At 40.6% G+C, this 18865-nt stretch carries 15 protein-coding genes; 8 read left to right on the top strand and 7 right to left on the bottom strand.

The features are described 5' to 3' along the window. Positions 1–40: 40 nt before the first annotated feature. Complete coding sequence (locus tag HWV03_RS01415; protein ID WP_211678168.1) at positions 41–949, bottom strand: DMT family transporter; 909 nt, start codon at positions 947–949, stop codon at positions 41–43. Between the two features lie 167 nt (positions 950–1116). Here HWV03_RS01415 and HWV03_RS01420 point away from each other — a divergent pair, with 167 nt between their 5' ends. Beyond that, on the top strand, positions 1117–2031 hold the full coding sequence (locus HWV03_RS01420) for an AraC family transcriptional regulator (protein WP_211678169.1): 915 nt from the start codon (positions 1117–1119) through the stop codon (positions 2029–2031). A 34-nt stretch (positions 2032–2065) separates the two neighbouring features. Here HWV03_RS01420 and rsmD read toward each other — a convergent pair whose 3' ends face one another. Beyond that, positions 2066–2659, bottom strand: coding sequence for a 16S rRNA (guanine(966)-N(2))-methyltransferase RsmD (rsmD, locus tag HWV03_RS01425; RefSeq protein ID WP_211678170.1), 594 nt, complete (start codon positions 2657–2659; stop codon positions 2066–2068). Between the two features lie 173 nt (positions 2660–2832). Here rsmD and ftsY point away from each other — a divergent pair, with 173 nt between their 5' ends. The 3 genes from ftsY (at position 2833) to ftsX (ending at position 6074) form a co-directional block, all read left to right on the top strand. Then, positions 2833–4293, top strand: coding sequence for a signal recognition particle-docking protein FtsY (gene ftsY / locus HWV03_RS01430; RefSeq protein ID WP_211678171.1), 1461 nt, complete (start codon positions 2833–2835; stop codon positions 4291–4293). Between the two features lie 148 nt (positions 4294–4441). Continuing rightward, positions 4442–5113 (top strand): cell division ATP-binding protein FtsE, encoded by a 672-nt coding sequence (gene ftsE, locus HWV03_RS01435; RefSeq protein WP_045112086.1) that lies wholly within the window; start codon positions 4442–4444, stop codon positions 5111–5113. Between the two features lies 1 nt (position 5114). Continuing rightward, positions 5115–6074: a permease-like cell division protein FtsX gene (gene ftsX, locus HWV03_RS01440; RefSeq protein WP_211678172.1), complete on the top strand. Its 960-nt coding sequence runs from the start codon at positions 5115–5117 to the stop codon at positions 6072–6074. A gap of 110 nt (positions 6075–6184) precedes the next feature. Here the strand turns inward: ftsX and HWV03_RS01445 are convergent, their stop codons facing one another. Continuing rightward, positions 6185–6784 (bottom strand): LysM-like peptidoglycan-binding domain-containing protein, encoded by a 600-nt coding sequence (locus HWV03_RS01445; RefSeq protein ID WP_211678173.1) that lies wholly within the window; start codon positions 6782–6784, stop codon positions 6185–6187. A 249-nt stretch (positions 6785–7033) separates the two neighbouring features. Between HWV03_RS01445 and parC the strand changes: the two genes are divergently transcribed. Both parC and HWV03_RS01455 read left to right on the top strand, forming a co-directional pair. Further along, positions 7034–9298, top strand: a complete 2265-nt coding sequence (gene parC, locus HWV03_RS01450) for a DNA topoisomerase IV subunit A (protein ID WP_211678174.1) — start codon at positions 7034–7036, stop codon at positions 9296–9298. A gap of 59 nt (positions 9299–9357) precedes the next feature. Next, complete coding sequence (locus HWV03_RS01455) at positions 9358–10077, top strand: 1-acylglycerol-3-phosphate O-acyltransferase (protein ID WP_211678175.1); 720 nt, start codon at positions 9358–9360, stop codon at positions 10075–10077. 159 nt (positions 10078–10236) lie between these two features. Here HWV03_RS01455 and rsmC read toward each other — a convergent pair whose 3' ends face one another. Then, on the bottom strand, positions 10237–11271 hold the full coding sequence (gene rsmC, locus HWV03_RS01460; RefSeq protein ID WP_211678176.1) for a 16S rRNA (guanine(1207)-N(2))-methyltransferase RsmC: 1035 nt from the start codon (positions 11269–11271) through the stop codon (positions 10237–10239). 397 nt (positions 11272–11668) lie between these two features. Here rsmC and dapA point away from each other — a divergent pair, with 397 nt between their 5' ends. Next, complete coding sequence (gene dapA / locus HWV03_RS01465; protein ID WP_211678177.1) at positions 11669–12586, top strand: 4-hydroxy-tetrahydrodipicolinate synthase; 918 nt, start codon at positions 11669–11671, stop codon at positions 12584–12586. A gap of 78 nt (positions 12587–12664) precedes the next feature. On the opposite strand, the gene HWV03_RS01470 is transcribed toward dapA, so the two are convergent. Together HWV03_RS01470 and HWV03_RS01475 are read right to left on the bottom strand one after the other, a co-directional pair. Continuing rightward, entirely contained in the window at positions 12665–13240 is a 576-nt protein-coding gene (locus HWV03_RS01470; protein WP_211678178.1) for an Lcl C-terminal domain-containing protein, read from the bottom strand. An 11-nt stretch (positions 13241–13251) separates the two neighbouring features. Continuing rightward, entirely contained in the window at positions 13252–14853 is a 1602-nt protein-coding gene (locus HWV03_RS01475) for an Lcl domain-containing protein (RefSeq protein WP_211678179.1), read from the bottom strand. A gap of 298 nt (positions 14854–15151) precedes the next feature. Between HWV03_RS01475 and oxyR the strand changes: the two genes are divergently transcribed. Further along, on the top strand, positions 15152–16048 hold the full coding sequence (gene oxyR / locus HWV03_RS01480) for a DNA-binding transcriptional regulator OxyR (RefSeq protein ID WP_211673765.1): 897 nt from the start codon (positions 15152–15154) through the stop codon (positions 16046–16048). A 108-nt stretch (positions 16049–16156) separates the two neighbouring features. On the opposite strand, the gene HWV03_RS01485 is transcribed toward oxyR, so the two are convergent. Then, the gene (locus HWV03_RS01485) at positions 16157–18730 is read right to left on the bottom strand and encodes a penicillin-binding protein 1A (RefSeq protein WP_211678180.1); all 2574 of its coding nucleotides are present in this window, start codon (positions 18728–18730) and stop codon (positions 16157–16159) included. Positions 18731–18865 lie beyond the last annotated feature (135 nt).

Consider the following 18865-nt stretch of genomic DNA (forward strand, 5'->3'; position numbering starts at 1 on the left):
CATTTTTATAAAGTATTGTTAATACATTTACCTGTAATGATTAATGCGGCTGTAATGATTGTACTTTAGTACGTACTAGCAACGATTTTTTACGTTGGGTTAATACATTGCCTAATATCACCAGTCCCAGTCCCAGCGTTGAATATAGCGTCCAGTGATAATCTTCAAATACCGCAGAAACACTTAAGGCTACAACCGGAGTGATAACTAAAATATAAGCGGCGTTACTGGCACCTAAACGATCGACTAGGATAAGATAAAAAGTAAAACCAAGAACCGATGCTGGAATGGCCAGATATAATAAACTGCCAATATATTGCGTGCTCATGGTAAATTCAAACGAAATGCCACGGACTAAAATAATCAATAACAAGGCAATACAACCATAAACCATGGCATAGCTGGTGGCAGTGAAGGGCTGCACATTATTCTTGGTATTACGTATGCTAAGCATATTACCCATCGAGAAACACCAAGTGCCCAGTAGGGCAAATAACAGCCCGTACAACGTACCTTGCGACCAATCTGTTTGCAGTAAATCACCTGCAAACAACAAGCTAATACCAGCAAGCCCCAATATGGCACCTAACCAGAAATTAGCATTGGTTTGGGTTTTGTAAAACAGCTTACTGTGAAAGGCATTGAATACTGGCGCGCTTGCCATAAATACCGCCACTAAACCACTGGGAATATACAAAGTCGCACTGTAAAAGGCGAGGAAATTACAACAGAATAAACACACGCCTTGGAATGCCAAAAAAGCATGGTCTTTACGTTTTACTGGTTGTAGTTTTCCCCAAAGTTTACCGACAACAAACATGACCGCTGCGGCAATTGCAAAGCGGTAAAAGATTGAGACTTCCATTGGCACATCACCGTGTTGCCACTTGATTGATATCCACGAAAACCCCCAAATAAATATCATTGAAACATAGAGTAGTGCTGACATAGCGGCTCCTTCTTTATTACGCCCACAATTAATTAGTCTGCATTATGAAAGTATTTTGATGTTGGAAATATCACGATGTCGGTAAAACTAACACAATATTGCGGTTTAATTATTAGCATGATCACGGTATCAGTTGAGCAATCTGACATTAATGGTAGTATTTTGTTATGCCTTTAATAAAGCCTGTAATGGACCCGCTGGATATTGCCTTACCTCAACTTGAGACCAGTGCAACTAGCTTTGAACAATCGCCCAGTAAGATCTGTTTACGACAAACGTCATTAACGGATGCACTGTCGTGGGCGCATTATCAAAATGAACATGAACGCTTATATTATGTGAATGATAAGCAGCACACCTTGAGTTTGTACATGTCGGGTGGTTATGAAACCCACCGTACCGATGTCGATTCAGGATTTGGTGCGCCTGGTAAATTTTGTTTAATGCCGAAAGACTCTGAAAGCCATTGGCAACTGGGGCAAACGCAGCAATTCATGCACTTATATTTCAGTGATGATTACCTTAAGCAATTAGCCTTGAAAGTGTTTGATATTGATCCGCGCATGTTACAACTGCCGGAATTAACCTTTACCAATGATGTGGCAACCGAAGCTTTGTTTCGTCATTGTATGGCGACGAGTGATTGGCGCAGTGGCGATGATCATCTCGCCATGGAACAAGTGACTAACACTATTTTAGTGTCGATGTTGCAAAATATGAGCATCACTAAACTTACTGCACCGGTGAAAGGCGGGCTATCACCCAAAGTTACGGCGTTGGTATGTGATTATATGCAGGCGAATTTTTACCGTCAGGTTTACCTTGCGGAACTGGCAGAGTTAGCTCAATTAAGTGAATATCATTTTTGCCGGATGTTTAAACAAAGTATGGCGCAAACACCACAAGCATACTTGTTAGCTATTCGGATAGAGCAAGCGAAGTTAAGTATGCGTACTGGGCAGGCGAGTATGGCTGACATTGCGTTACAGTGTGGCTTTGCTAACCAAAGCCACATGGGGCGCTATTTTAAAAAGCTGGTGGGTATATCACCACGCCAGTATCGACTGCTAACGGTAGGTTAACCGCGAGTTAATATTTATTCACGCTTACTGGTCGCTATTGCTGACGCTGATACAACTCAAAGCAAACTTGTCCCGCTTGTTTTTCTTTTAATATTGTCCAATTAGCTGGTAGCTTAACTTGATTAAGTTCTTTTTCACGCTCGATATAAATTACTGCATCGGCGCTTAACCAATTGTTTTCTTCCAGCTTAGCGCAACACTCTTCTAACAAAGCCTGACGAAAAGGTGGGTCAATAAACACCAGATCATAGCGCTGTACTGGTACCTTGGTTAGTAACTGCAGCGTATCACCACGTACTAACTGGGCATTCTCTGCTTTTAATAAATTAATGTTTTGTTGTAGTTGTGCCGCTGCGTCAGCGTCCTTTTCGAACAGTAGACCCGTTTCAGCATAGCGGGATAAAGCTTCAAAGATTAATCCGCCACTTCCAGCAAAAAGATCCAAGCAATGGCTGTCACGGACATAAGGTGATAACCAGTTAAACACGGTTTCTTTCACTCGGTCTGTGGTGGGCCTTAGACCAATAACATCTTTAACGGGGAGTTTTCGGCCGCGCCATTGGCCACTGATGATCCGAATTTGTCCAGAAGGACGTTGATTTTGTTGTTTGCTGTTAGATTTTGCCATAGTAATTCTTTGTCTGGACAGAATAATGGTAATATACTCAAGCAACTTAGAAATGCAAGTTTCAGTGCTCGGGATGATACCGGATCACACTGTCACTTGTAGGTGAAGTTTAATTATATCGATATTGAGTCATTGTAGCAGGTCAATGCTGCTGAAAGTAAGGTTTTCCGAAAATGGCAAAGAAAGGCATGAAAAATTGGTTTGGCTTCGGTAAAAAAGAAGCAGAAGACACACATGAAAATGAAGTGTTAGTAAATAATGAAGATATTCAACAGGATAACGTAATTGACAGTATTCAAACTGACAGCGCTCAAGTTAGCAATACTAAGATAACTGAAACAGACGTTGAGGTGGTAGAAACTACGACTATTGATAACGCTGAAGAACGTGTTATTGACGCGACTAGCGCTGAAACGACAGAGACTGACAGTGCGGATGTTGACGCTCCAAAGTGGTACCAGTTTGGCAAAAAGAAACAATTAAAACAGGACACGGAACAAGCCGAGGCGCAACCGCAACAAACGATAGACGAACAAGTAACAGATATTGTCGCTACGCCAGCGACGATTGAGATTACAGATGAGGTTCAAACAACGGCAACGGCTATCGAGACCGCTCCTGTTGTCGACACTGAAAGTGCGCCTGTAACTGAAGTTACCGCTGTTATTGATGATCGCGCAGATGATGTTGCTGATGAAGAACCAAAAGATAAATTCTTTACCCGCTTAAAACGTGGTTTATCACGTACCAAAGGTAATATCGGTAGTGGTTTTAAAAACTTCTTCCGCGGTAAGCATATCGATGATGAGTTATTCGAAGAACTCGAAGAGCAACTATTAATTGCTGATCTTGGTGTCGCGACAACGACTCGCATCATTGATAACTTAACGCAGCAAGCCTCGCGTAAAGAATTAAAAGATGCTGAAGCTTTGTACGATATCTTGAAAAAAGATATGGCGGAAATGTTGAAAAAAGTTGAGCAGCCGTTAGAAATCGACAGTAACAACAAACCACACGTGATCTTAATGGTTGGTGTGAATGGTGTGGGTAAAACCACGACTATCGGTAAAATGGCGAAGAAATTCCAAGGCGAAGGTAAATCTGTGATGCTGGCTGCAGGTGATACATTCCGTGCCGCAGCGGTTGAGCAATTACAAGTATGGGGTGATCGTAACGGCATCCCTGTGGTTGCACAACACACAGGTGCGGATAGTGCTTCGGTGCTATTTGATGCCATGCAATCGGCAACTGCAAAAGATGTAGACGTACTGATCGCAGATACTGCGGGTCGTTTGCAAAACAAAGCGCATCTAATGGAAGAGCTGAAGAAAGTTGTGCGTGTGATGAAAAAACACGACGCGACTGCGCCGCACGAGATCATGTTAACGATTGATGCAGGTACCGGTCAAAATGCCTTAAGCCAAGCGGAACTATTTAAAGAAGCCGTAGGTCTTACCGGCATTACTCTAACTAAGTTAGATGGAACAGCGAAAGGTGGTGTTATTTTTGCGGTAGCAGATAAATTCCAGATCCCAATTCGCTTTATCGGTATTGGTGAAGGTATTGATGATTTACGTACCTTTAATTCTGAAGAGTTTATTGATGCGCTCTTTAGTACTGAAGAACAAAAATAATAAGGTTAATACAGCGAGATCACGTTGCTATCACTGCTTATAGCAGGTGCTGTTAATCATATATTGACCAAATACTCATCGATCATACGATGAGTATTTGGTTTTACTATTCTAATGTTCATAAAAATATACCAAGGACACGGTCATCATGATTCGGTTTGATAATGTATCTAAAGTTTACCCTGGCAGCCTTAGTGCACTACAAAAGGTAAATTTTCATCTTGAAAAAGGTGAAATGGCTTTTTTAACGGGCCCATCGGGTGCTGGTAAAAGTACCTTATTAAAACTAATCAGCATGCTAGAACGACCAACCGCTGGTGAGATCACCTTAAATGGTCGTAACGTCACTAAAATTAGCAAATCTGAGATCCCCTTTTTACGTCGAGATATAGGTATTATTTTTCAAGATCATCGCTTATTAGTTGATCGAACCGTATTTGACAATGTTGCATTACCTCTGATTATCAAAGGTTATACTGCCAAACAAGTTAACAACAGAGTGTTGGCGGCATTAGATAAAGTGGGTTTATACAATAAAGCCAAGTGTTACCCGCCCATGCTTTCTGGTGGTGAGCAACAACGTGTGGGCATTGCTCGTGCTATTATTTCTCGTCCTAAATTGTTGTTGGCCGATGAACCTACTGGTAATTTGGATCCACAACTATCGATGGAAATTATCAAACTGTTTGAAGAATTCAATCGCACTGGCACTTCGGTATTGATTGCCACTCATGACTTGGGTTTGATTGCTAAAATGCGCTATCGCACCTTACGTATTAGGCGTGGTGAGATGTGTAATGACGAGTTACAAGGGATTTAACATGAATAAGCAACCCAATCGACCTGATGTATCATTTATTAAGCGTATCCAAATTCGTTGTCAGCAGCATATCCACCAAGCGATATCGAGTTTGACCGACGTATGGCGTACGCCCATTGCATCCTTAATGACTATGCTAGTTCTTGGCGTCAGTTTAGCCTTGCCGAGTACCCTGTATGTCGTATTAAAAAATAGTCAAACAGTCAGTGAAGGCTGGACTAGCCCGACCGATATTAATCTATTCTTGAAGAAAGACCTACCTGAATCGCGTTATAAAAATTTATTGCACCGATTAAAAACTTACAAAGAAGTCGATACTTTTGAGTACATTTCCAAAGAACAAGGCATGGACGAATTTAAGCGCTCTTCTGGATTAGTTTCGGCATTGACACTGTTAGATCATAACCCATTACCGGCAGTGGTCGTGGTGACGCCTAAACCTTATTACCGCACCTCAATTGCCGCCCAAGAGCTATTAGCGAAGTTAGAGCGCGAACCGGAAGTTCAACAAGGCAAGTTGGATATTATGTGGTTAGCACGCCTAGAAGGTATTATCTCTATCTTCAGTGATGCGGTATTCGTGGTATCAGTACTATTATTAAGTTCAGTGTTATTAATAACCGGTAATACCATACGGTTAAACATCTTATCTAATCGAGCCGAAATTGAAGTATTAAAATTGGTGGGTGCCACGAATGCATTTGTGCAACGGCCATTTTTATATACCGGATTTTGGTATGGTGCTATCGGAGGGATTTTAGCTTGGTTAGTGACTATATTCATGGTGTATTGGATGGAAGATACTGTCCTTAATCTTGCTCAGTTATATAACACTGAATTTACGATTGAAGGATTAGTTTTTAGCGAGATAATGTTGTTGTTCATGACCGCTATTGGCATGGGACTTATCTCTGCTGCTATTTCTGTTAATTATTATATTGCTAAAATTGAACCGAGCTAAGACTGAATTCAGCGTAGAGTGCGACAGGACTCAGAGGAAAATGTAAAAGAGTCAGGCGTAATCAAGTGTGTGCTTGAGTTACCCTGTTCTTTTATTATCTATATAGGATCTTACTGATAAATATAACTGCCATCTTCACGTAACGAAAATAGCGCTGGCTCACTATCTACATCACTAATGCGAAGCTGTATTAGCTTACCTGTCGTCGAGATATAAAATGACATGATCTGTCCCGGTTTCACTTGCGTAATGTATCGCGCGGGTGTACGCAATGCGATTAAATCATGGAGTACAGCGGAGGGAATATCATACTGACGAAAAATCCGGTAAACAGAATCTCCTTTTCGAATGACATGCGCGCGCCATTCTCCATCGATATTTTCAGGATCGAGCACTTTAATTTGTACTGGTGGCGGCGTATTACGGGTTTGACTCTGTCCTAAGCCCGCTTTATTTGCTACATTTTGTGTCGTTGTGATCGTCAGTTCGATTGACTTGCGTTCGTTGATCGTATCTTCACTATTCGTCGCGTCATCTGATATTGGAATAATGAGTAACGCGATTACTGCCAGTGATAATAAGGGCAGTAATTTTCGGTGAACACTGGGCAGCGTCTGATATGTACTACTTAACGCATTAACGCGTTTTGTCAATGATGGAAATAATAATTTAGTTTTTTCGATAAGAGAATATAATGCACTGTTCCCCATGATTAATTTCCTGTCATTTGTGTTTTTAATCGGATTTTGAGCTAATTAAGTCACTTTAGATAATAATAATATTGGCGCGTTATAGTTGAAATAACTATCTATAACGGCACTAAACAATACAATTTTTTGTTATTATCTAAGATAATTTTATTGCGCGTTTTATCATAGTATAAATGCTGAAAAATAGCATATGTTGTTTTCGCCTTTGAATGTGAAATTTTTACTTTATTCTAAATAACAGGAATCTTGATGACTGACGTTATTGATATGAGCTTAGAGGGTGTCGAAGAGCAACCGCTAAGGGAATTTACTGAGCAAGCATATTTGAATTATTCCATGTATGTGATTATGGATCGTGCCTTGCCTCATATTGGTGACGGGTTAAAGCCAGTACAACGTCGTATCACTTACGCAATGTCAGAACTGGGTTTACACGCAGGGGCTAAATATAAAAAATCAGCACGTACTGTTGGTGACGTACTCGGTAAGTACCATCCGCATGGCGATAGTGCTTGTTATGAAGCCATGGTACTTATGGCGCAACCTTTCTCTTATCGTTATCCATTAGTCGATGGTCAGGGTAACTGGGGGGCGCCAGATGATCCTAAATCATTTGCGGCAATGCGTTATACCGAAGCTAAATTATCTAAGTTTGCGGAAGTATTACTCGGTGAAGTAGGGTTAGGTACCGTTGACTGGTTACCTAACTTTGATGGCACTATGAAAGAGCCTCAATTATTACCGGCACGTTTACCGCATATCTTACTTAATGGAGTAACCGGGATTGCGGTTGGTATGGCAACTGATATTCCACCACATAACGTGCGTGAAGTGACGAATGCATGCCTGCATTTGATTGATAAGCCAAAAGCTGAGCTGTCAGAATTGATGGCGTATGTGAAAGGTCCCGATTACCCGACTGAAGCAGAAATTATCACCCCAGAAAAAGATATCGCTAAGATCTACGAAACTGGTAAGGGTAGCATTAAAATGCGTGCGGTATTCGGTATTGAAAGTGGCGATATCGTGATTAGCGCGCTGCCTCATCAAGTGTCTGGCGGTAAAATTTTAGAACAAATTGCTGCACAAATGCAGGCGAAAAAATTACCGATGGTGGCTGATTTGCGTGATGAGTCTGACCATGAAAACCCAACGCGATTAGTAATCATACCACGTTCTAACCGCATCGATATCGAGCAGCTAATGGCGCATCTATTTGCCAGTACTGATCTTGAAAAAAACTACCGTGTTAACTTGAACATGATTGGCTTGAATGACAAACCGCAAGTTAAAGGTTTAAAGAAAATATTATTAGAATGGTTGGAGTTCCGTCGTACTACGGTACGTCGTCGTCTGCAATTCCGTTTGGATAAAGTACTTGCACGTTTACATATGCTCGACGGTTTATTAATCGCATTCTTAAACATTGATGAAGTGATTGAAATCATTCGCAACTATGATGATCCAAAAACTGAGTTAATTTCACGTTTTGATTTATCGGTTAAACAAGCAGAAGCAGTACTGGAACTTAAACTTCGTCACTTAGCCAAGTTAGAAGAAATGCGTATTCGTGGTGAGCAAGGTGAATTAAACACCGAACGCCATAAACTTGAGCAACTATTAAGTTCAGATCGCCGTTTAGCGACATTAGTGAAAAAAGAGTTAATCGCAGATGCAGAGAAATTCGGTGATGAGCGCCGTTCACCGATCATCGAGCGTAAAGAAGCGAAAGCGTTAACCGAAAAAGAATTAATGCCAAATGAAGCCGTGACGGTGGTGTTATCACAACAAGGTTGGGCACGTTGTGCCAAGGGTCATGATGTGGATGCTAAAGGACTCAGTTATAAAGCCAGTGACGGTTATAAAGATGCCGCAGAAGGACGCAGTAACTGTCCTGCGGTATTTATAGATTCAAGTGGTCGTTCGTTTGCACTTGATGCGCACACATTACCATCTGCGCGTAGTCAGGGTGAACCATTAACGACCCGCTTTACGTTAGCTGCGGGGAAAACCTTTACCCACGCTATCATGGCTGAAGATAACCAACAGTTCTTACTGAGTTCTGATGCGGGTTATGGTTTCATTGGTAAGTTTAGTGACATGGTTAGTCGTAATAAAAACGGTAAAGCATTATTAACCTTGCCAGTTGGCGGTTTGGTGATTGAACCACAAGCGGTGACAGATATAACGACTGATCACTGTTTAATTATCTCTAACGAAGGGCGGATGCTGATTTTCCCTCTATCATCATTACCGTTATTATCGAAAGGTAAAGGGAATAAGTTAATGAATATTCCGTCAGCACGCGTAAAAAGTCGTGAAGAATTTGTACAAATGTTGACGATAGTTCCTGATGGGCAATCGGTAACGCTTTATGCTGGTAAGCGTAAATTAACGTTGAAACCCGCTGATTTAGAACACTATAAAGGTGAACGTGGACGTCGTGGGTTTAAGTTGCCACGCGGATTACAGCGTGTTGATACGTTAGAAATCGTGGATGAACGATTCAGCTAACGCTTGTACACTGAGTATCGGCTAGGTATACTCAGTGCCATGTTATAAGAGGGTTACAAATGTTATTAATTAGTCGTTTAGTCTTGGTCATGCTATTTATGATCTATTTATTGATCATGAGCGTATTGCGCTTTAGCTTACAACCTAGAAATCCAAAACACGTGGCATGTGTGGCGCGAAACTTCTCTCGTTTGGCACGACTTATGGGCGTTAAACTAATTGTGCGGAAACCTGCGGATTTGAATGATGGTGGACCGTATGTATTTGTTGGTAATCATCAAAATAATTTTGATTTGATGACCATGACTGCTGCAGTACAACCAGGGACAGTATCAGTCGGTAAGAAAAGCTTAGTTTGGGTACCTATTTTTGGTTTTGTATATTGGTTATCGGGTAATATTTTGATTGACCGTAATAACAAAAGTAAAGCGGTCGGTACTATTTCTGAGGTTGCGGATCGTATTCGTAAAGGTCACTTGAGTATTTGGATGTTTGCCGAAGGTACGCGTAGCCGTGGCCGTGGTTTATTACCGTTTAAAACCGGCGCATTCCACACTGCAATGCAAGCGGAAGTACCGATTGTGCCAGTGTGTTGCTCAAATACGCATAACAAAATAAATTTAAACCGCTGGGATAATGGCGAAGTGATTATTGAGATCATGGCACCGATTCCAACGGTGGGATTAGAACGTCGTTCGGTAAGAAAATTATCAACGGACGTACACGCGATTATGAAAAAGCGTATTGACGAGTTATCTGTAGAAGCAAGAGATGCTTAATTAGATTGGTAAGTTTAGCTTAAACGCTGTATCTGAATTCAAGATAAATAACGTTTTGTTAATAGTAAAACGCCCATCACAATCGAATTGTGATGGGCGTTTTTGTTTATACTATTTATTAACGCAATGCGTTATTAGCGTAACTATTTATTCGCGGACTTATTTATTAGCATAATAGACTGCGAATTTAGATGATTTTATTTGTAGTAAGCAATGCCCAAAGGCAGCTTCGATGATTTCTGGGTATTTAAGGAAGCTATTTGCAACTAAGACTAAATGACCGCGTGGATTAATGTAATTATGCGCTTCTTTTAAGAATGTTTCAGTACTTGCATAATGTGTTTTTAAACCTGCATGGAACGGTGGGTTAGAAATAATATAATCAAACTTACCACTAATATCAGAATACACATCAGAAAGGTAAGCTTTACCCGCTAATTCATTTGCCGCTAATGTTAATTGACTTGATTTAACTGCAAGCGCGCTAATATCTGTCATTTCAACCTTGCTTTCAGGGAAACGTTTCGCGATATAACTACCGATAATACCTGCACCACAACCAAGATCAAGCACACGACCTGATGGTTTTTTATGTAGGTTATTAAGTAGAATATTACTGCCTGTATCTAGTTTACCGTGGCTAAATACCCCCGGTAATGTACATACGGTTAGCTCGATCCCTTTCACTGTCATTGGGAATGTCGTGATCCAATCACTTTGCACAAATTTAGCCACAGGTTTATTCAATTGAGTTACAAACAGTGAGCTACGACGTGCCGCATCTAGTTTGTTACAAATATCGCCATAAGGGGCAAAGAATTTATTGGCACTGCGAATACCTGCATTATTTTCACCAACCATGAAGATCATCGCGTCATCTTCAAGATGCTCTGTAATGTTGGCTAATAGGTACTCTACTTCTGCTTTTGATTTTGACATATAAATCAATGCTACTTGGTGTTTCTTAACTGCTTGATATTCTGTAGAGCAATGATTATCAATATTGCTGACATTATCATAATGTAGCTTAGCAGAGTAATCGTAGCTGAATAGCGTTACTTTTTTAGCTATTTTTGCTAACTCAGCAGGAAATGTGTCTTCGATGTAACCCGCAATCAACAGGTCTTTATCTTCAAAATGTGCAGTATTACGTTCGAGTAATTGACTTGCTGGGGTATAGCTATTGCTGATCATGGGTCTGGACTCTTTACTTAATTTGGTCGAAGATCTGGCCGGAGAGTATATACCCAAATTACTTCAATATCCTCTCCTTTCGGTTTGCTGACTATGCACCTTGGCGTTACTTAAGTATCGCTTTACCTTGTGGGATGGTCTTCTTTGTTTTTTCTTATGCTTAACCCGCTTGACATTTTGCGGTGAATGAAGAATTATTGAATGATACACAATCAGTTTTATAAATAATTTTTCAAACTATACGAGTTCAATACATGCTTAATTCTAAACGAAAACAAGATAAACAAGGCAAATTAAAGCTAATGTAGCATGTGACTCGAGAACATATAAATCCCTATAGAAACCTCGACCGCAATTTATGTAATCGAGGTTTTTTTATAATCGAAATGGAGCTTCTATGAGTGTTAACTCAACGGTCACCGATAAATCAGCAATGAAAGAATTACTTAAAGGCTCAATTGTTGCTTTGGTTACCCCGTTTAAAAATAATGAAATTGATGAACCAGCATTACGTAACCTTGTTGACTGGCATGTAGAGCAAGGTACGCATGGTATTGTTGCTGTGGGTACAACGGGGGAATGCCCAACACTTTCATTAGAAGAGCATTGCCAGATCCTTGATATTGTGGTGAATCAAGCTGCTGGTCGTTTACCGGTTATCGCTGGTGCAGGTTCAAATAACCCAACTGATGCAATCCTACTTTCTAATCATGCGCAAGCGGCGGGTGCTATCGCGACGTTACATGTTGCTGGTTATTATAACCGACCTTGCCAGGAAGGTTTATATCAACATTTTAAAGCAATTAACGATAATAATGACTTACCTATCATTGTTTATAATATTCCAGGCCGTGCAATTGTTGATATCCAACCTGAAACGTTAGCGCGTATGGCGGAGCTCGAAAATGTTGTCGGTATTAAAGATGCAACAGGTGATCTGTCGCGTCCTTGGTTAGAGCGTCAATTAATTAAAGGTGATTTCTCTTTCCTATCTGGAGATGATTGCACAACGGTTGCTTATAATGTGTCTGGTGGTAATGGCTTAATTTCTGTGTCAGCTAATGTGGCGCCAAAACTGTATGCAGAAGTGCAGGAATTAACGTTTGCGGGTAAATATGTAGAAGCGAGAGAACTGCAAGATCGTTTGATTACGCTACATAACTTAATGTTTAAAGAAACTAGCCCGGCAGGTGTCAAGTATGCAGTGTCGTTATTAGGCTTGTGTGAACCTGAGTGCCGTTTACCTGTGATTGAATTGACGCAAGGTACTAAAGATGAAATTCGTGCAGCCATGGTTGAATTAGCGCTTATTTAACCTTGCATACATAATCGCTAGTATGAAATGAAAACGGCGAGCTAAGCTCGCCGTTGTTGATCTTGAATCATTCAAAGTTTAGTTATAACCGCCCTTTACAGCCCGTACTACGTAGCTAGTGTTCGAACTTTCTGGTGTCGTTAGAGGCATTTCTGTGCCATCAGAAAAATTAATGACTCGCGATACAAGATGGTCATAATTTGCATGAACACCACTGCCTTTAAAGGGGGTACTGGAGTAATAAATACTTGATACCGTATTCGGAAACAGCGTTAAGTTAATTGTTGGTGCAGCGCAACTGCGATCAACCAAGGAACCTAACTCTTTAATATTTGGCATGCGCCAGCCTGAAATATTATTCACTTCATAAGATGCTGCAGCGGATAGCGCATCTCCCCAGTCTAGATAATTTTCAGCACCAACACTCGAACAAGAGTTTGTACTTAAAATATAAGTTTGACCAAGGGTACATTTTGCCCAAATAAGGCTGGTCCGTAAATCTGTCACTGTACCATTGAGGTTATCAATAAATTCGAATGTTGAATATTCCTGATCTAATCGAGGGTCACAGTTTAAGTTAACGGGATCTGAGGCAGCAAAAGTACTCGCAGTAAATAAAGTGGTACTAATAAGTAACAATTTTGAGGTTTTCATATTATTTGCTCCTACTCAGTTGAATCATCTGTTGTGGCTACAGGGGTGAAGAACTCAGTAGGTACATTGCTACTGACAACTAATACTCTATGATGCTCTTTTTTATGGCACTTATTCACGCTACCTGTCTGTAGGTTTACGCACCACGCGAGCTGTTCCGAATCTTTTACTTGATTTGCAGTCCAATAAACAGGGTCTGACTCCGGAGTCTCTAGCTGTATGCAGCTAATCTTTGGGTTACCATCAGCATCTGGAGCTGGATTACCATCACTATCCAGAATAAAAGCACATTCAGTAATATAGCTTTTGTCGATAACGCAATTATCCGTACTTTTACAATCAAAGAAAGAGTCATCAAATGCATGATTTTGGGTACCTGTAACGGTAGAGTAATCAACGACGTCATTATAATTGAGGATACTGCGTAATTGTTCAACGCTAGGTACAACCCAGTTTGTTTTACCACAAGCGCCAAGTCGATTAACTTCGTCCGCATAACTGCCGGTTGAACAGTATAGAGGCTGACCATCATTGCGCTCGCCGCCTAAGTAGCCACATGCCTGATTTGCATTATGCGCCCCTTCTTCGGCGCCTTCATCTAATGTCGCGTCATTTAGACCTGAGGCCCATCCACTTCCTGCTGTACCCAATGCCGATGGCATCCAAGGATAGTGAAAATTAGCTGCTTTATAATTTTGTCCGTTGGCCATTGTAAAAACGTCTGGATCGGATGGGTCTGCTTTTGCCTCATGAGTAATGATATTACGTGGGCCTTTTACCTGCCAAGTTAATCCTGTTACTTCATCAGTCACACACTCGTAATTATTACTGTTGGCAACAACTGGCATTCCATTATTCGCTATTTTCACGAAGCGAAATCCTGCCTTGCCTTTATATTCTGAATCACTTGGATTTACGTCAAATAAGTTTTTATAAAGTTGTTTTGTATTATCCTTATTATCTCCAGTGTCCGGTTCTGTTGCTGCAGAGTTAATGATGATATCAAGACCATATGCAGCATCCTGTTGCTTATATTTATCATTAGTTTGAGTTTGTATATCGAAAGTACTACCATCAGAATAAGCTGTAATGCCAGTATCATTAAGATAAACATTACCCGAGATTAGCAGATTAATTGTTGCTGGTTCACCGACATTACCAGTAAACGTTAATGACAGGGTTCGCGCATCATATACATCACTTTTTTGATAGGTGGTGATAGTGAGGCTTGTTGTCGTCGAGCCTTTAGCAAAGGTGAGGGTTGATGCATTACTGATGGTGTAATCTTCGCTTGTACCTTGGACGGCTGTACCAACAATGTCAATATCGTAAATAACGGCAGCGTCAGGTGTTTTATCTAAGTAATAGTTGAAAGTAAATGTTTGTCCACGTTGGATAACCTTAGGTAATAAATTACCACTGGCAGTGTAAACGGTATCTTCGTTACTACCGTTATCAGTATCGCCACTGGAGTTTCCATTATCACCGGAGTCTGTACCATTATTAGTATTACCAGAGCCACTTGTGGCTGCGTCTAAGTTATCACTACCACAGCCAGTTAAGCCGAGAGATAGCAGTAAAATAGTTAAGAAACTTAACTTTTTTAAGCGCATATAAAATCCTTATTATTGCTACGACAGTAATCCGTTACTGAATAAGTGTGCTTTATTCTCTAAATCAACACTCGGAGGTATGTTGCTGAAATGTTAATTTTGAGTAGGGTTATGATAATACCGATAATTTTAACGCCTGAGAAGTGTCAATTGTCACAAATGGTTATAATATTTTTATTTATGATCAATTTGTTGTGTGTTTTTGGTGATAAAGGGTGTGGTAATTAATGTTTTATTGATAGTATGTACAAATCGTTTTTAGTTATTTCATTGTTATTACCGTTTAAGTTGGGTCGATATGAACTTAAGAGATTTAGAATACCTTGTCGCGCTACAAGAGTTAAAGCACTTTAGAAAAGCCGCTGAAAAATGCTTTGTTAGTCAACCTACACTCAGTGGCCAGATCCGAAAGTTAGAAGATGAGCTGGATGTTATTTTAATTGAGCGTACATCAAGAAAGGTATTGTTTACGCCTGCTGGAGATCAAATTGCGGATCAAGCTCGTACGGTATTATTAGAATCGAAAGCCATTAAAGAAATAGCGAAGAGCTATGCCAGCCCGACCGCTGGGGCCATTCATATAGGCTTGATTCCAACAGTTGCACCGTATTTATTACCGCTAATCGTACCGTCTATGAAGAAAAAATTTCCAGATTTGGATATGTTTTTACATGAAAATCAAACGAATGAATTATTAAAACAACTTGATGAAGGTGAGTTGGATTGTTTGCTATTGGCTTATTTACCGGGTATGGAAAAGTACGGTCATATTGAGTTATATAAAGAACCATTAGAGCTTATTGTCCCAAGTTCACATCGCTTTAAGGGGCGTGACCGTGTTGATTTATCGGAGTTACGTGGTGAGCATATTTTAATGTTGGAAGATGGTCATTGTTTACGTGATCAAGCTATGGACTATTGCTTTACCGCAGGTGCAACAGAAGATCCGAGTTTTAAAGCGACAAGTTTGGAAACGTTGCGTCACATGATTGCAGCAGAAGCTGGGATTACTTTATTACCGCATCTTGCGATACCTCGCAACCGCTTTACCGAAGGTGTTGAATATATAAAATTGACTGAACCTGAGCCTATTCGACGTATTGTTTTATTATACCGTAAGGGTTCGGTAAGACGTCCTTGTTTTAACGATATTGCGCAAGTGATTAATAAACAAGTGACTGCAACCATCGCTTGATATAAACCCTGCTGATTAGTGAGCGGTGGCTAGAGTGTAGATATAAAATGGCGCTACTTTAAAATAAAGCAGCGCCATTTTTAGTTTATTTGTTTAATGCAATTGGCATTAAAATAAGTCATCCAGTGATTCTTCCGCCTCATCACTGTTTTCATTGATGCGTTCAAATGAAGAGTCAACATCTTGATTGTTAACATATTCCGTTGGTTCCGTACCCTGGATAAAGTATTCAAAACGGGAAGTATAATCAGACTTATACGTTAACAAGCCTGATTTACGATCAATACGGACTTGCACAATGTTTTCAGGTAGTACATTCGGGCGCTCTGGGATCCCTTTTAGCGCAGATTTCATGAACGCAATCCAAGCCGGTTGGGCTGTTTTTGCACCCGCTTCACCACCGATAATCTGATGTTTATCCAAATTAATATTGCGGCTTACACGACCTAATTCACGGCGATGATCATCAAAACCAATCCAGCTTGTTGCTGATAGGTCTGGATTAAAGCCAGAAAACCAAGCATCTTTTGCTTCATTTGTTGTACCTGTTTTACCACCAAGATCATGGCGTTTTAGTGCACTAGCTGCACGCCAACCTGTCCCATTCCAGCCAGTTTTATGACGCCAACTACCGCCGCCCCAAATCACACTCGCCATCACTTGACGCATTAAGAATGCATTCTGTTCAGTAATAATACGCGGAGCAACTTGTAATGTACCGTAAGGCGCTATATCACAGAGGGCGTGTGCATCACCTTCAATTTTTGACCAATATTCAGGATCATCAGTGTTTAACGCAATTTGTTTTTCGCACGTTAGGCAGGCTTGCTTTGGTGCTGCTTGATAAAGGAGTTCACCATTGGCACTTTCAATACGGTCAATAAAGTAAGGTTCAACTTTAAAGCCACCGTTCGCAAATGTTGCGAACGCAACTGCAACTTCAAGCGGAGTTAAAGATGCAGAGCCCAATGCTAATGACTCATCACGTGGTAGTTTGCTTTTATCAAAACCGAATTTTGCCATGTAATTAATGGCGTTGCTCAGACCGACTTGACGGAATAAACGTACTGACATTACATTTTTTGATTGTGCTAAACCTAAACGTAAACGCGTTGGCCCATTATATGTTGGTGGTGAGTTTTTTGGTCGCCAGGCTGTACCTGCTCGTGGATCCCATTGGTTAATAGGCGCATCATTGATAAGAGTTGCGAGCGTTGCACCTTGTGCTAAACCAGCCGAATAAACAAATGGCTTGATGTTTGAGCCAATTTGACGTTCAGCTTGCGTCACGCGGTTAAACTTGCTCTGTTGATAATTAAAGCCGCCCACTAAGGCTTCAATGGCTCCATCTTTATTATCAATGGCGATGAATGCAGAACTTGCATCAGGGATCTGACCCAGCATCCACTGATTTTGCTTGTTGTTCACTGACATTGGACGTAATAGTACTATATCACCAGCGTTGACGATCGAATCTGCTGTTTGCGGTGCCGGACCTTGTTTTTTATCAGAAATGAATGGACGAGCCCATTTCAGTCCATTCCAACTCACGGTAACTTGATCACCATTGGCAAGTAAAGCTTCAACTTGTTGCTCTTTTACAGTCATGATAACGGCTGGCTGTAGTGGCTTATAACTTGGCTTATCTTTAAGCAATAACAAGATATCTTCGTTGCTTAGTACTTCATCATTAGTCCAAGCTTGACCAAGGGGCCCACGATAACCGTGGCGCAAGTCATAATTGAGTAGGTTATTTATCAATGCAGTGGTTGCTGCAGTTTGGCGATCGCTGAGTACTGTCGTATAAACGTTAAAGCCTTGGGTGTAGGCTTTATCTTCACCATAGCGTGAAATCATTTCACTACGTACCATTTCAGCTAAATAAGGCGCAGATAAGTCAATTTCTGCACCGTGATATTTACCTGTGATAGGGGTATTGTTCGCTTCTTCAAATTGCGCTTGAGTAATATAGTTCTCGTCTAGCATGCGTAATAATACTGTGTGACGACGTGCTTTGGCGCGCTTTGGTGAACGGATTGGATTTAATGCAGAAGGAGCTTTTGGTAATCCGGCAATGACCGCCATTTGGGCTAGGGTTAACTCATCTAACGTTTTACCGTAATAAACTTGTGCTGCGGAACCAATACCAAACGAGCGGTAACCGAGAGGGATCTTATTAAGATATAGCGTTAAGATTTCATTTTTAGTGAGATTTTGTTCGATATGCCACGCTAAAAAGATCTCTTTAATCTTACGAATAAAGGTTTTTTCTCGGGTTAAAAAGAAATTTCTAGCAACCTGCTGGGTGATGGTACTCGCACCCTGTTTACGTTCACCTGTCATAATCATAATGCTGGCTGCGCGTATGATTCCAATTGGATCTATGCCTGGGTGGGTATAAAAGCGGTTATCTTCTGTAGCAAGAAATGCCTTGATCATTAAGGGCGGGACATCGTCAATCTCTATAGGGATACGCCGTTTTTCACCAAATTGCGAGATCAGTTTACCATCTTGGCTGTAGACCTTCATTGGTGTTTGCAGCTGTACCGTTTTTAAGCTACTAACATCAGGTAGTTCTGGCTTAATATAGAAATAAAGCGCAAAAATACTCGCTATTCCTAATAACCCACTAACCAATATAAATACGGATAATCGTTTAGCCCATTTCACAATAATTTCCACAATGATTTACCAAGGATTAACCATTATATCTCTGTTTTGTGAAATAGTACGAGTTCTTTATGATAGACCTAATACATTTAAGACTGTATGCTTTGTTTGTAACAAATAATTAACAAGTAAAATTCATTGTTATTA

The sequence above is a fragment of the Moritella sp. 36 genome, from assembly GCF_018219415.1.
Lineage (GTDB): Bacteria > Pseudomonadota > Gammaproteobacteria > Enterobacterales > Moritellaceae > Moritella.